This is a genomic window from Paenarthrobacter sp. NPDC091711 (assembly GCF_044756605.1).
Lineage (GTDB): Bacteria > Actinomycetota > Actinomycetes > Actinomycetales > Micrococcaceae > Arthrobacter.
In genome coordinates, this window is sequence record NZ_JBIVTF010000001.1 from 180,707 (window position 1) to 195,060 (window position 14,354).

The window sequence follows — 14,354 nt, forward strand, 5'->3', positions numbered from 1 at the left end:
CGTGCGATCCTTCTGCTTAGCTAGCCGCTCGGCTTTCACTAGCCGTGCGGCCGCCCCTCCATTGTTGAGGGGCTTTTGTGTGTCCGGGACATTCCGGTGCCAAGCAGGAGTCAAAACCGCCATCGAAGAACAGAAGAGGGCAGCAGTGAGCGTTCAGCCGGAGACAGAGACCGGAACAGCACCAACAGCCGCAGCCGAAGTGCCTGAAGAGGGCGTCTACAGCTTCGCTGCGATGGAAGCCAAGTGGCCGCAGGTGTGGGAGGACCTCAAAGTCTTCACCCCTGCCGACGACGGTTCCAAGGAACGCCGCTACGTGCTGGACATGTTCCCCTACCCCTCCGGCGACCTCCACATGGGCCACGCAGAAGCGTTCGCCATGGGAGACGTCGTAGCGCGCTACCTGCGCCAGAAGGGCTTCGACGTCCTGCACCCCATCGGTTGGGACTCGTTTGGACTTCCCGCGGAGAACGCCGCGATCAAGCGGAACGCCCACCCCAGCGAGTGGACGTACGCCAACATCGACACCCAGGCTGCCTCGTTCAAGCGATACGCCATCTCTGCCGACTGGTCCCGCCGCATCCACACCTCAGACCCCGAGTACTACCGGTGGACCCAGTGGCTGTTCAAGCGCTTCTACGAGCGTGGCCTGGCCTACCGCAAGGACTCGCCCGTTAACTGGTGCCCCAAGGACCTCACCGTCCTGGCGAACGAGCAGGTAGTCAACGGTGCTTGTGAGCGCTGTGGCACACCTGTCACCAAGAAGTCCCTGAACCAGTGGTACTTCAAGATCACCGACTACGCCGACCGTCTCCTTGAGGACATGGACCAGCTCCAGGGCCACTGGCCCGAGCGCGTTCTGGCCATGCAGCGCAACTGGATCGGCCGTTCAGAGGGCGCCCACGTGCGCTTCGTCATCGAAGCCACGCAAGACCGTGCCGAGCGCGAGGTCACCGTGTTCACTACGCGGCCGGACACTCTCTACGGCGCAACGTTCTTCGTGGTCGCAGCGGATGCGCACCTGGCGCTGGACCTGGTGACTCCGGAACAACACGATGAACTCATGGCCTACCGGGAGAAGGTCAAGGCTCTCTCCGAAATCGAGCGCCAGTCCACCGAGCGTGAGAAGACCGGCGTCTTCACCGGCCGCTACGCCGTCAACCCGCTCAACGGCGAAAAGCTCCCGGTGTGGGCCGCCGACTACGTCCTGGCCGACTACGGCACAGGCGCCATCATGGCCGTGCCCGCACACGATCAGCGCGACCTCGACTTCGCCAAGGCCTTCAACCTGCCTGTCCGGGCAGTACTGGACACCGGCGCCGAAGATCCGGCAGAGACTGGTATCGCCAGTGCTGGCGAAGGCACGCTCAAGAACTCCGGCGAACTGGACGGGCTCACCAAGTCCGAAGGCATTCCCGCAGCGATTGAGATCCTCGAGAAGCTGGGAACCGGAGAGAAGTTCGTCAACTTCCGGCTGCGTGACTGGCTGCTGAGCCGCCAACGTTTCTGGGGTACCCCCATCCCCATCATCCACTGCGGTGAATGTGGCGAAGTCCCTGTCCCCGATGACCAGCTTCCGGTCAGGTTGCCGGACAATTTGCGCGGTGAGGCGTTGTCGCCGAAGGGCACTTCCCCGCTGGCCTCCGCCGTCGAGTGGGTCAACGTTGAGTGCCCCAACTGTGGACGGGCTGCCCAGCGTGATACAGACACCATGGACACCTTTGTGGACTCGTCCTGGTACTTCCTGCGGTTCGTGTCGCCCGATTACACCGAGGGCCCGTTTGATCCCGAAAAGATCAACAACTGGATGCCGGTTGGACAGTACGTGGGCGGCGTGGAGCATGCCATCCTGCACCTGCTCTACGCACGCTTCTTCACCAAGGTCATCAAGGACATCGGCCTGATTGAAGCCAACGAGCCGTTCTCGGCCCTGCTCAACCAGGGCCAGGTACTCAACGGCGGCAAGGCCATGAGCAAGTCCCTCGGCAACGGTGTGGATCTGGGCGAGCAGTTGGACAAGTTCGGTGTCGACGCCGTACGGCTCACCATGGTCTTCGCCTCCCCGCCGGAGGACGACGTCGACTGGGCGGATGTTTCGCCGTCGGGTTCGGCCAAGTTCCTGGCGCGTGCCTGGCGCCTCGGCCAAGACGTCAGCAGCGAGCCCGGTGTTGATCCTGCTACGGGTGACCGTGCCCTGCGCACCGTGACGCACAAGACCATTGCCGACGCCGCTGATCTCCTGGACAACAACAAGTTCAACGTTGTGGTTGCCCGCCTGATGGAACTGGTCAATGCCACGCGCAAGACCATTGATTCGGGTGCGGGTGCCGCAGATCCAGCTGTTCGTGAAGCGGTGGAAGCCGTTGCCGTGATCCTGAGCCTTTTTGCGCCCTACACCGCTGAAGACCTCTGGAACACCCTCGGCCACCCTGCCTCCGTAGCAAATGCTGGTTGGCCGAAGCACGACGACGCACTGCTGGTGCAGGACACCGTCACCGCCGTGGTTCAGGTCCAGGGCAAGGTTCGCGACCGCCTGGACGTTTCGCCGGACATCACTGAGGACGAGCTGCGTGAGCTCGCCTTGGCCTCGGAGAATGTCCAGCGGGCCTTGGATGGCCGCGGCATCCGTACGGTCATCGTGCGGGCACCTAAACTGGTGAACATCGTTCCTGCCTAGCAGGAATTGTGCGGCCGCCGGCACTTTGCCGGCGGCCGGCCATCATCTTTGGAGGTCGCGTGCCTGAGCGAGAACCACCCGCATGGATTTGGCTCAAGGAAAGAGTGGCGCGTCTCCGCCAGCCCACCGCACCGGTTGCTGCCGCGGACGTGCCGCTGGCCGCCGTCGTCAAGACAGCAATCGTCACCGATTCCGCAGCTGCCCTCCCACCGGATTGGGTGTCGGCCTTTACGGCCGACGGACGCCTCGCTGTTGTTCCCATGCCTGTAATGGTCGGGACTGAAATCTACGGCGAGGGTGAAGACGACATCACGCAGACCCTGTCCTTGGCTCTCGCTTCCGGTGCCCCGGTGAAAACGTCGCGGCCGTCGCCCGGGCAGTTTGAGCAGGCTTACCTCGCTGCGCAGCGGCACGGCTTCGAGTCTGTAGTGTCCATCCATATTTCGTCCGAACTCTCCGGGACCGCTGACGCGGCCAGGCTGGCCGCAGCGAGGGTCACCATTCCGGTCGAAATAGTGGATTCGCGCACAGTGGGAATGGCCCAGGGAATGGGCGTGCAGAGTGCCGTTGTGGCGGCAGCCGATGGCCAAATGGCGGCTGAAGTCCGCGGCTTCGCCGAAAAGCGCATGGAGCGCACCAAGGTCTACTTCTACGTACCCAGCCTCGAACAGCTGAGGCGCGGTGGCCGCATTGGCGCGGCGGCTTCCCTGTTCGGTACCGTCCTGGCTATCAAGCCCATCCTGGCGGTCGACGGCGGCAAGATAGTACCGCTGGAAAAGGTCCGTTCCACTGTGCGCGCCATAGCCCGCCTGGAGGAGATCGTCGCCGACGACGTAGCCTCCCGCCCCGCCGGCCAGCAACGATTGGCGGTGCACCACTTTGGCAACCAGCTGGAGGCCGAAGCCTTGGCGGCCCGGTTGAACGAGAAATTCCCGGATTGCCCTCCACCCCAAATCAGCGCCCTCCCGGCTGTTTTGGCGGCACATGCCGGATTGGGAGTGCTCGCAGTCATCGTGGGTGAGAGCAGTACACCTACGGGCTGAGGCTTTACTCCCCTTATCCACATAGAGCATCTTGTCGCCATCGTTACCGTGGAGGAGCCATAGGCTCGAAAGATGCCACGCCGGAACCGGGACGCCTCCCAAGATGCCGCAACGCAGGCAGCCCGGCAGCGCTTTGCCTCCCGTCTGGGCACCGGCCCCCAATCCCCGCCGCTCTTGGAGTTGCCTCCCGAGCCTGGCCCTTACCCTGAGGATTCAGATCCGGAAACCCCTGCGAGTCACCCGCGAACCAGGTGGAGGACCCCGTGGCGGGTTGCTGCCCTCGTGGCCATCGTAGGAGTTGGCATCATTGCATGGCACTTTTGGCAGTCTGCTGTTGGGCAATCGCGTTCCGAACCCCTCAGTCCTTCATCTTCCTCCGGCCCCGCAGTTTCTTCCGGCCCTACAGTTTCTTCAGGCTATACAGTGCAGGAGGCCCCGGTATCTCCGCAGGCAGAAGCCACAGGCGACGGCGGGAGCGTGGTGGTGCACGTCGCCGGTGCCGTGCAGAAGCCCGGTGTGGTGTCCCTCCCGCAGGGCAGCAGGGTCTTTCAGGCAATAGAGGCAGCCGGGGGTGCTGGGCCCAACGCGGAACTCAATGGGCTTAATCTTGCAGAGGTGCTCAGTGACGGCGTCAAAATTCACGTACCGGTGATCGGGGAGGTGCAGCCCCAGCCCAGCCCGCTGGCCGAAGGTTCTGGTAGCTCCGATGGCGCCGCGGCCCCCGCGGCCAAAGGAGCGAAGGTCAACATCAACACTGCGTCACTGGAAGAATTGGGCACTCTGCCCAGAATCGGGCCCGTGACTGCACAAGGAATCATTGACTGGCGGAAAGAGCATGGCTCCTTTGCTTCTGTTGATGAACTCGATGCCGTTGACGGCATCGGGCCCAAGCTCATGGAGTCCCTCAAGGATCTCGTGACGGTGCAGGGTGGCTAAGTCGGCGGGGGCGCCTGCTCGTGCGGGCGGCTCAGCGTCGCCGATACGCACGGATTTGAGGCTTGTCCCTACTGTGCTGGTCACTTGGTCCGTTGCTCTGGTCGGGTCCTTGATCGACGCAATGTGGTCCGCAGCGCTGGCGGGAGTCCTGGCCCTGGCGGGGCTTCTGCTGCTGGCAAGGGCACGGCGTCATAGGTCAGCCGCGCAACGGGCAAGGACGATTTCTGCAACCCTCGCCTTGGCAGCCGTCCTGGGCGCGGCAGTGGCGGTTAGTTGTGCCGTCACGGCCAACACGCGGGAGCTGGGCCCGCTCGCTGAAGCTGTGTCAGGCGGAAGCGGTGTCCTGATTGAAGTGCAGATCACCGGAGTTCCTGCTGAGGTCCCTGTGCCGGGACACTCCGGTGGAAATCGGTGGTCCGTTGCTGCGGGTTTGATTAAAGTCACCTCCAAGGGTTCCGTCACCCAAGGCACCGCAGACGTGATGGTGGTCGGTGGAAATGGCTGGCAGAACGTGCGGCCGGGGCAGCACGTCAGAACGTCAGGAACGTTGAAGGCTGTTCGGGAAGGACAATCGCAGGCGGCACTCCTGTCCGCTTCCTCTGCTCCCGTTGTCATCGGCTCCGCTTTTGATGTCCGGCAGTCAGCCTTCGATGTGCGGAGGCAATTCGTCGCAGCATCGGGTTGGTTGCCTCCGGACCCGGCCGGTCTGATGCCGGGGATGGTCACCGGAGACACCAGCGCGCTGCCGGAAAGTCTTGAGGCAGATATGAAGACAACGGGAATGACTCATCTAACTGCGGTCAGTGGTGCCAACTGCAGCTTGGTCATGGGAGGTTTCGTTCTCTTGGCGAGATGCCTCAGGTTGACCCGCCCGCTGGCCGGAGCTTTTGCGGCATGCGGTCTGACGGCTTTTGTTGTGATGGTCGGTCCCGATCCGAGTGTTCTACGAGCCGCTGTCATGGGGACCGTGGGGTTGGCTGCCTTGGTTGGAGGCCTGCGGGGTCGATCCCTGACCTTCCTCTGCCTCGCCACCATCATTCTGTTGCTGCTGGATCCGGGCATGGCTGCAAATCTCGGCTTCCTCCTGTCCGTCCTGGCAACCTTGGGTATCGTCTTGCTGGCCAGCCGCATGGCGTCGTGGGTACCTTCCGTCGTGCCGCGCTGGCTGGCTGCCGGATGTGCCGTACCACTGTCCGCCCAATTGCTGTGTGGCCCGGTCATCGTGGCCCTCCAACCGCAGTTCACACCGTACGCTCTGATCGCCAACGTGGTGGCTGGTCCTTTGGTAGCGCCGATAACGATCTTCGGAACCGTTGCCGTACCGCTGGCGGTCGTCTTTCCTTGGCTGGCGGTGGTGCCCGTGGCTGTGGCCGGGGGATGCGCCGGAATTGTGGCCGGCATAGCCCGGTTCTTCGCCCATCTGCCCGGGGCTGCCCTGCCGTGGGCGGAAGGTCCAGCGGGGGGTGTCAGCCATGGTGGCCCTTTCACTCCTATCCGTCCTCGTGGTCTGGATGTTGCTGCACCCGTCAGGAGTGATGTATCACGTCATGACGTTGCATCGCGGGGTAATGCTGATACTGGAGCACGGCGGACGGCGTAAACATGGCAGACTTGAAGCCTGCAAAAAAACGTCCGGAAGGAACCACCTGTGGCTGCTGCCCAAAACACCCGGGCCAAAAGCGTCGCGGCGAACAACGTCAGCTGGCGGGAGGCGACGCCGGCCGCCGTAGTCCTGATCATGGGCCCGGAAGAGTACCTGGGTATCCGCGCCATGGATAGCATCCGCAGCCACGTACGGGCCGCTACTCCGGACGTCGAGCTCAGCCGGTTGAATGCGGGCTCCTACGAGGCCGGTTCCTTGGCTATGGCCGTCACGCCCTCCCTCTTCGGGGAGGACAAGCTCATTGAGGTTGAGGGCCTTGAAGCCATGAACGATGCTTTTCTGGCCGACGGATTAGCCTATCTTCAGCATCCGGACCAGGACGTTGTGCTCGTCCTGCGCCATGCCGGGGGAGTGCGTGGCAAGAAGCTGCTCGACGCCGTGAAATCCGCCGGCTGGCCCGTCATTGATTGCCAGCCCCTGAAGAAGGACTCGGACAAGACCGCATTCGTCGTCTCTGAGTTCAGAGCAGGTGGGCGCCGCATAGAAGGAGAGGCTGTCCAGGCGTTGGTCAATGCGGTGGGCGCCAACCTCTCAGAACTCGCTGCGGCCTGCAACCAGCTCATTGCCGATGCCACCACTGCTGTCACGGCTGAAACTGTGGAGCGCTACTACGGTGGCCGGGTTGAAGCCACGGCATTCAAGGTTGCCGACGCTGCCATGGCCGGCAACGGACCTGTGGCATTGTCCACCCTTCGTCACGCCCTGGCCACTGGCGTTGATCCGGTTCCCTTGGTTGCGGCACTCGCGGCCAAGCTGCGGACGCTGGCCAAAGTTGCCGGTGCCAATGGTTCTCCGGCCACCATCGCCAAAAATCTGGGAATGCAGCCCTGGCTTGTGGAGCAGGCACAGCGTGACGTGCGCCGCTGGACCCCTGAAGGTTTGATCCGCTCCATCCAGGTCATCGCAGAAGCGGATGCCCAGGTGAAGGGCGAGTCGCGTGATCCGGTTTACGCAGTGGAGCACGCGGTCACGGTGATAGCCACCTCGGCCAGCCGCCGCTGATGTCGCTCAACGTCGTTGTCGCCCAACGCTGACTCGCGCAGGCACTGAGTGCCCTGCTAAATCACGGAATTGCTTGTTAACCCAAAGGCCGGCGCCTTAAACCCAAAGGCCGGCGCCCCATGGGCGCCGGCCTTTTGATCAGCTCAGTCGAACTGGAAAACCTTAGAGTGCGTTGACCTTCTTGGAGATCGCCGACTTGCGGTTTGCAGCGTTGTTCTTGTGAATAACGCCCTTGCTGACAGCCTTGTCCAGCTTACGGCTGGCAGCAACAAGTGCAGTTCCAGCAGCATCCTTGTCGGCAGACTCAACGGCGGTGCTGACGGCGCGGATGGCCGTCTTCAGCTCAGACTTGACGGCGTTGTTACGCAGGCGAGCCTTCTCGTTGGTGAGGATGCGCTTCTTCTGGGACTTGATATTAGCCACGTATGAACTCTCTTTTTAATGCGGAAATGGTCTAGAGGGTTTTCAGGTTGGCCATCGACTGAGCGGCGTGGGGATGCCTATGGCAGCCAACCATGCGTGGCCGTCGACCTGCACGGACACACAGCTATAAAGGATAGCAGAAAGTCGGGGCCAGCGCAGACCCCGGGGCTCAGCCTCGGTGTCCCTGCTCTTGAAGGGCACGGACCACCTCTTGGAATTGCGGCTTTCCCAGGACGGCGCCCTCGCGACGGACAGCCTGGGGATCCAGGCGGATGATGCGGCCGACGTTGATCTCACTGGGCCGGCCTTGTCGATCCCAGGAACCCGCACCAATGTCGACGTAGTCCCGAGCCCTGTTGCCGTTGTCATGGTCCTTGGACGTCAGCATGAGGCCTAGGAGCCACGTGTCGTCCCGGCCAATCAGAAGGACGGGCCGGTCCTTGCCTTGCGTGTGGTCCTCTTCGTACGGGACCCAGCTCCACACGATCTCTCCGGGATCGGGCTGGCCATCCGGCTTGGGGGAGTAGGTGACCTTGACCGAACCGCGAAAGTCGCCCGGGTAGGAGCCGGGCTGACGCCCGACGGCGGCCTGCCGGGTTCGCTGCCTGGACGGGGCCTGCCTGGACGGGGCCTGCCTGGACGAGCCTGACGGGGCTCCGGCTTTGGTGGTGCTGCCTCGGAGCGCCTTGAGTGATCGCAGGAGGAGTTTGCCAACGGGGCGCAAGTCGAAAGCCATGTGACAACGCTACAGCCGGATGCTGCCAGAGCCGGATGCGCAATGTACGGCGAAGCGCCGGTTCATGGGAGACTAGAGGATCAGATGCGCGGCGTGTTCCGGCTGGCCTATGCCCAGTTACAGGAATTGCCGTGTGAGTGTCGACAGTAAGGATCCTGCGTGTCTCCCATGGCCCGCACCGCACCGGTGCCCGCCGCAACAGATCCGGCCATCATCCGGAACTTCTGCATCATTGCCCACATTGACCACGGTAAGTCCACCTTGGCCGACCGCATGCTGCAGTACACCGGCGTCGTTAAGCAACGCGACATGAAGGCCCAGTATCTGGACCGCATGGATATCGAACGTGAGCGCGGCATCACCATCAAGTCCCAGGCTGTCCGCATGCCGTGGGAACTGGATGGCAACAGCTACGCGCTGAACATGATCGATACCCCTGGCCACGTCGACTTCACCTACGAGGTTTCCCGCTCGCTGGCGGCCTGTGAAGGCGCTGTACTGCTGGTGGATGCTGCCCAGGGCATCGAGGCCCAGACTCTTGCCAACCTGTACCTGGCGATGGAAAACAACCTCACCATCATTCCTGTGCTGAACAAGATCGACCTCCCGGCTGCCCAGCCCGAGAAATATGCGGCAGAGCTTGCCAATCTCATTGGCGGCGACCCCGAGGACGTCCTCAAGGTTTCGGGTAAGACCGGCGTGGGCGTGGAAGCGTTGCTGGACAAGATTGTCCGCGATCTTCCCGCGCCCGTTGGCGATCCCAATGCTCCGGCCCGCGCCATGATTTTCGACTCCGTCTATGACACCTACCGCGGCGTGGTGACCTACGTCCGCGTGGTGGACGGCATGCTCCACCCGCGCGAACGCATTCAGATGATGTCCACGCGGGCCACGCACGAGCTCCTGGAGATTGGTGTCAGCTCCCCGGAGCCCACGCCGTCCAAGGGTCTTGGTGTGGGCGAGGTGGGTTACCTGATTACGGGTGTGAAGGATGTCCGCCAGTCCAAGGTTGGAGACACTGTCACTAACCTTGCCAAGCCGGCGTCGGAGTCGTTGAGCGGTTACGCCGACGCCAAGCCGATGGTGTTCTCCGGTCTTTACCCGTTGGACGGCACGGATTACCCGGTACTCCGTGACGCCCTCGAAAAGCTGATGCTCAACGATGCCGCACTGGTCTACGAGCCCGAGACGTCCGCGGCACTGGGCTTCGGTTTCCGTGTAGGGTTCCTGGGTTTGCTCCACCTCGAGATCACGCGTGAGCGCCTCGAACGGGAGTACAACCTTGACCTCATTTCCACGGCTCCCAACGTGGAGTACGAGGTAACGCTCGAGGACAAAAAGGTCATCCACGTGACCAACCCCAGCGAATACCCCACGGGCAAGATCTCTGAAGTCCGCGAGCCGATGGTTTCCGCCACCATCCTGGCGCCCAACGAATTCGTGGGTTCCATCATGGAGCTGTGCCAGAGCCGGCGCGGCCAGATGCGCGGCATGGACTATTTGTCCGAGGACCGCGTGGAGCTTCGTTACTGGATCCCGCTGGCCGAGATTGTGTTCGACTTCTTTGACCTCCTGAAGTCCAAGACCCGCGGCTACGCCTCGCTGGACTGGAAGGCCGACGGCGAGCAGGTGGCTGACCTCGTCAAGGTAGACATCCTGCTGCAAGGTGAACAAGTGGACGCCTTCAGCGCCATCACCCACCGCGATAAGGCTTACGCCTACGGTGTGATGATGACGGGCAAGCTCCGTGAACTTATTCCCAGGCAGCAATTTGAGGTGCCTATCCAGGCCGCCATCGGATCCCGCATCATTGCCCGCGAGAGCATCCGGGCCATCCGCAAGGACGTTCTTGCCAAGTGCTACGGCGGTGACATCACCCGTAAGCGCAAGCTGCTCGAGAAGCAGAAAGAGGGCAAGAAGCGCATGAAGATGGTGGGTCGCGTGGAGGTGCCCCAGGAGGCATTCATCGCAGCCCTGACCACCGATGAGTCCAAGGACAAGGCCAAGAAGTAAATGCCCAGCGTCCTACCTTTGGGCGACCCGGCACCTGCGGATGGCATCTTGCCTCCGCAGGTGTTGGCCGGCGTCGAGCACCGCAAATTCGGGCTCTATGTCCACATACCGTTCTGTGCAGTGCGATGTGGCTACTGCGATTTCAACACCTACACAGCCACGGAACTCGGTGGCGGCGCCTCTCAGGACACGTACGCCACTACGGCGGTCTCTGAACTGGATTTCGCTTCGCTGGCACTGGACGCCTCAGGGTTGCCCCGACGTCCCCTCAGCACTGTGTTCTTTGGTGGTGGCACTCCCACGCTTCTCCCGGCAGAGGACCTGGCACGGATCCTGAAGGCCGCAATCGGCCACTGGGGTCTTGAACCCGGCGCCGAGGTCACTACCGAGGCCAATCCTGATTCTGTGACTCCGGAATCCCTGCAGGTTCTGGCCGATGCAGGCTTCACCCGGGTCTCCTTTGGCATGCAGTCAGCCGTCCCGCACGTTCTGAAAGTGCTGGACCGGACCCACACGCCGAGCCGGGTGCCCCTTGTTGTGCAGTGGGCACGTGAAGCAGGCCTTGCTGTGAGCCTGGACCTCATCTACGGCACACCCGGAGAGTCCATGGCTGACTGGCAGCTGTCACTCGAAACGGCGTTGTCCTACCAACCTGACCACATCAGTGCCTACGCGTTGATCGTGGAGGAGGGCACCAAACTTGCCGCCCAGATACGTCGCGGTGAGGTACCCGGCATTGACGACGACGACCACGCCGCCAAGTACGAGCTGGCAGACTCATTGATCTCCGCAGCGGGCTTGACCTGGTATGAGGTCAGCAATTGGTCACGTACGCCGGAGCAGGCTTGCCGGCACAATCTTGCCTACTGGCGGGGAGATGACTGGTGGGGCATCGGGCCGGGCGCGCACTCGCACGTGGGAGGCGTCCGCTGGTGGAACGTCAAGCACCCCACGGCGTACGCCTCAAGGCTTGGAAGTGGAAGCTCTCCGGCTGCCGGGCGGGAAACTCTCGACGCCGAAACCCGGGAAGTCGAGCGGATCATGCTTGAAGCCCGGCTTGGCACAGGATTGTCCGTGGGTGCTTTGGGCGCGATCGGACGGCACGCGGTAGCCGGGCTCATTGCCGACCAACTGGTGGACCCTGTACAGGCGTTCAAGGGCAGGCTCGTCCTGACGCTGAAGGGTCGGCTCCTGGCTGACGCCGTAGTCCGAAGGCTCCTGCCCGACTGACCGCTACTTAATCCAGCGGAGGTTGATTTTATAGCGGTGAGGCTGCCCGTGGTTTACGCGGATGCCCGCCGAAACGGAGAAGCACGTCAGGGCCACCCAGATTGCGGTAGCGATGACGGCGAAGATGTTGCCAACAACAGGCAGCAAAACCAGGATGTTTGCCAGCACGGCGGCAATGGTGGGAGGCAACGTGAAGTTCAGTGCTTCTTTGGATTCCTGCGCTGTGAACGGTCCGCGATCCTTGAAAATCAAGTAGATCAAAAGGGACGGCAGGCACCCCAGGATGCCGCCAAAGTGGGCCAGAGTGGCCCATTGCCTGTCCTCGCCGGCCGTCAACGGTAGTGCGTTGGCAGGCGCGCCGTGGTACTGGGGCCGGCCTGCGGCGCTGCCCGGTTCTTCAGGAGCGTTATCTGCCACGGTGTCTTCCCTTTGCTGTAAAGATGCTGCGGTGTTGCTGTCCCAGAATACCGGCCCCAACGCTCTTCCCGGGACAAACGCCCCGTTGACACGGTACTTGCTGATACCGGAGGGTCTTCGCCTCAAGGAACAGTCAGGAAATCAATGACTTCTTCGACGCGGCCCAACAGTGATGCCTCGAGGTCTGCGTACGTGCGGACTGCCCCCAGGAGCCGTTGCCAGCCCAAGCCTACGTCCTCTGCGGTTTCGTGAGGCCAGCCGAAGGCCCTGAGGATTCCCGTCTTCCAATCGATTCCTCGAGGCACGGCGGGCCATGCGTCAATGCCCAGGACTTTGGGCCGGATTGCCTGCCAGACATCCACGTAGGGGTGTCCAACAATGAGGACGTTTCCTGCAGCCCCCGGCACTGTCATGGCGTCGGCGGCGATGCGGGACTCTTTGGAACCGGGGACAAGATGATCTACGAGGATGCCAAGCCTGCGCCCTGAGCCGGGATTGAAATCGGCGATGGCGGACTTCAGATCATCAACGCCATGCAGTGGCTCCACCACGATGCCCTCCACCCGGAGGTCGTCTCCCCAAACTTTCTCGACGAGCTCGGCGTCGTGCTTTCCTTCCACCCAGATGCGGCTGGCCTTGGCTACCTGTGCCCGTTGCCCCTGGACCCTCACGGATCCTGAAGCCGTCCGGCCGGACGGAACGGCGGACGCGGCAGCGCGTGGGGCGGGAGGCATCAACCGTATGGCCTGCCCTTCAAGCAGGAAGCCAAATCCCAGTTGGAATGACTTGGTCTTGCCCCGCCGGTCTTCGAGGGTCACCACGTGCATGCCGCCCGATTTCTCTACACGCGTGACTTCGCCCACCCAGCCCGACTGCACGTCCTCGAGGACCATTCCACGTTGGACGGCGACTTCCGGCAGCTGCTTTTTGGCCGGAGCGGACAGATCCTGCGGACCCCAATTGTTCAAAGCCAAGGGATTCCTACCTTTTGTGCTGGTTTGTGGTGCGGGCCGAAGCCGGCCGCGGCAGGTTTCAATGCTAACAACGGGGTGGCTCATACTAGACTTGTTAGCACTTGGGCATGTTGAGTGCTAAGTGTGGAGTCCGATTGAGATCCCGCGTTGACCGGTCGAAGCGACCATGGCAGTCGTCAGGAGGTGGTGCTATGAGTGAGCCGCGCAAGCTCGAAGTGCTGCGTGCCATCGTTGAGGATTACGTACATTCCAGGGAACCTGTGGGGTCGAAGGCCCTCGTGGAGCGGCACCATCTTGGCGTTTCCAGCGCCACCATCAGGAATGACATGGCCGTCCTGGAAGAGGAAGGCCTGATCGCGGCGCCTCACACCAGCGCAGGGCGAATCCCCACCGACAAGGGCTACCGCTTATTCGTTGACCGCATTTCGCAGGTCAAACCTCTCTCCGCGGCCGAACGCAGGGCCATCCATTCGTTGCTTGAGGGCCCGGATGATGTTGATGACATTCTGGAGCGGACCGTAAGGCTCCTGTCGCAACTGACCAATCAGGTCGCCGTCGTGCAGTACCCGCATTCCAACCGCGCTTTGGTCCGGCACGTGGAATTCGTCCAGTTGGCCCCTCAACAGATCTTGGTGGTCCTGATCGCGGACACCGGCAGTGTTGGTCAGAAGGTTATCGACGCTGGCTCAGACGTCAGCAATGAGGCCTTGATGCTCCTCAGGTCCCGCTTCCTTGGCAACATTGCCGGCACCCAATTGGCTCTTTTGCCACAAGTGCTTCCCTCCGTTGTTGCCCTGTGTCCGCCGGAACTGCGCAGCCTGGCGCAGACGTTGGCCCAGGGGCTCCAATCGCTGAGTGACACCAGCCGGGAAGAGCGAATCCTGATGGCGGGAACGGCAAATCTGGCCCGCTCCAACGTGGATTTCCCCCTGAGCATCGGACCGGTGCTGGAAGCACTTGAGGAACAAGTTGTGATGCTCCGGTTGTTGTCTGACATGGGGGATGATCCCCGCGGCGTCACCGTGAGCATTGGACGTGAGAACCCATACGACGGCTTGGCGGAGGCCTCCGTCGTGGCTACGGGCTACGGCTCCGGTGCCAAAGTGGGAATTCTTGGCCCCACCCGCATGGACTATCCCACCACCATGGCAGCCGTTCGCGCCGTGGCCCGTTACCTTTCCCGCATTCTCGGCGGCTGAACGCCGGTCCGAGGAAACATCCGCAGTACAACAAGGAAGAGATA

The 14,354-nt window shown here is 62.4% G+C and carries 12 protein-coding genes; 8 read left to right on the forward strand and 4 right to left on the reverse strand.

The genetic code is table 11. The features are described 5' to 3' along the window. Window positions 1-145: 145 nt before the first annotated feature. The 5 genes from leuS (at window position 146) to holA (ending at window position 7,318) form a co-directional block, all read left to right on the forward strand. Window positions 146-2,674: a leucine--tRNA ligase gene (gene leuS / locus ACIQH5_RS00885; RefSeq protein WP_400399454.1), complete on the forward strand. Its 2,529-nt coding sequence runs from the start codon at window positions 146-148 to the stop codon at window positions 2,672-2,674. A 59-nt stretch (window positions 2,675-2,733) separates the two neighbouring features. Then, window positions 2,734-3,717 carry a DegV family protein gene (locus ACIQH5_RS00890; RefSeq protein ID WP_400399455.1) on the forward strand — a complete coding sequence of 328 codons (984 nt, stop codon included), beginning with the start codon at window positions 2,734-2,736 and terminating at the stop codon, window positions 3,715-3,717. Window positions 3,718-3,789: 72 nt separating this feature from the next. Next, entirely contained in the window at window positions 3,790-4,653 is an 864-nt protein-coding gene (locus ACIQH5_RS00895; RefSeq protein ID WP_400399457.1) for a helix-hairpin-helix domain-containing protein, read from the forward strand. A gap of 55 nt (window positions 4,654-4,708) precedes the next feature. After that, window positions 4,709-6,253, forward strand: a complete 1,545-nt coding sequence (locus tag ACIQH5_RS00900; protein ID WP_400399459.1) for a ComEC/Rec2 family competence protein — start codon at window positions 4,709-4,711, stop codon at window positions 6,251-6,253. Window positions 6,254-6,301: 48 nt separating this feature from the next. After that, the gene (gene holA, locus ACIQH5_RS00905; protein ID WP_400399461.1) at window positions 6,302-7,318 is read left to right on the forward strand and encodes a DNA polymerase III subunit delta; all 1,017 of its coding nucleotides are present in this window, start codon (window positions 6,302-6,304) and stop codon (window positions 7,316-7,318) included. Window positions 7,319-7,480: 162 nt separating this feature from the next. Here the strand turns inward: holA and rpsT are convergent, their stop codons facing one another. Next, a complete protein-coding gene (gene rpsT / locus ACIQH5_RS00910; RefSeq protein WP_024816801.1) occupies window positions 7,481-7,741 on the reverse strand; it encodes a 30S ribosomal protein S20 in 261 nt (86 codons plus the stop codon). 169 nt (window positions 7,742-7,910) lie between these two features. Further along, a complete protein-coding gene (locus ACIQH5_RS00915; RefSeq protein ID WP_400399463.1) occupies window positions 7,911-8,477 on the reverse strand; it encodes a type II toxin-antitoxin system PemK/MazF family toxin in 567 nt (188 codons plus the stop codon). Window positions 8,478-8,636: 159 nt separating this feature from the next. Between ACIQH5_RS00915 and lepA the strand changes: the two genes are divergently transcribed. Together lepA and hemW are read left to right on the forward strand one after the other, a co-directional pair. Next, entirely contained in the window at window positions 8,637-10,490 is a 1,854-nt protein-coding gene (gene lepA, locus ACIQH5_RS00920; RefSeq protein ID WP_011774924.1) for a translation elongation factor 4, read from the forward strand. Further along, complete coding sequence (gene hemW, locus ACIQH5_RS00925; RefSeq protein ID WP_400399465.1) at window positions 10,491-11,720, forward strand: radical SAM family heme chaperone HemW; 1,230 nt, start codon at window positions 10,491-10,493, stop codon at window positions 11,718-11,720. A 3-nt stretch (window positions 11,721-11,723) separates the two neighbouring features. On the opposite strand, the gene ACIQH5_RS00930 is transcribed toward hemW, so the two are convergent. Together ACIQH5_RS00930 and ACIQH5_RS00935 are read right to left on the reverse strand one after the other, a co-directional pair. Beyond that, window positions 11,724-12,137: a DUF4870 domain-containing protein gene (locus tag ACIQH5_RS00930; protein WP_062069557.1), complete on the reverse strand. Its 414-nt coding sequence runs from the start codon at window positions 12,135-12,137 to the stop codon at window positions 11,724-11,726. A gap of 122 nt (window positions 12,138-12,259) precedes the next feature. Continuing rightward, window positions 12,260-13,111, reverse strand: a complete 852-nt coding sequence (locus tag ACIQH5_RS00935; RefSeq protein WP_400399468.1) for a DUF3097 domain-containing protein — start codon at window positions 13,109-13,111, stop codon at window positions 12,260-12,262. A 191-nt stretch (window positions 13,112-13,302) separates the two neighbouring features. Between ACIQH5_RS00935 and hrcA the strand changes: the two genes are divergently transcribed. After that, window positions 13,303-14,310, forward strand: a complete 1,008-nt coding sequence (hrcA, locus tag ACIQH5_RS00940; RefSeq protein ID WP_400399470.1) for a heat-inducible transcriptional repressor HrcA — start codon at window positions 13,303-13,305, stop codon at window positions 14,308-14,310. Window positions 14,311-14,354 lie beyond the last annotated feature (44 nt).

Bases quoted from the DNA above. Each gene is read 5' to 3' on its own strand.
- ACIQH5_RS00915 (WP_400399463.1), bottom strand. From the start codon at position 8,477: ATGGCTTTCGACTTGCGCCCCGTTGGCAAACTCCTCCTGCGATCACTC.
- hemW (WP_400399465.1), top strand. From the start codon at position 10,491: ATGCCCAGCGTCCTACCTTTGGGCGACCCGGCACCTGCGGATGGCATC.
- hrcA (WP_400399470.1), top strand. From the start codon at position 13,303: ATGAGTGAGCCGCGCAAGCTCGAAGTGCTGCGTGCCATCGTTGAGGAT.
- ACIQH5_RS00895 (WP_400399457.1), top strand. From the start codon at position 3,790: ATGCCACGCCGGAACCGGGACGCCTCCCAAGATGCCGCAACGCAGGCA.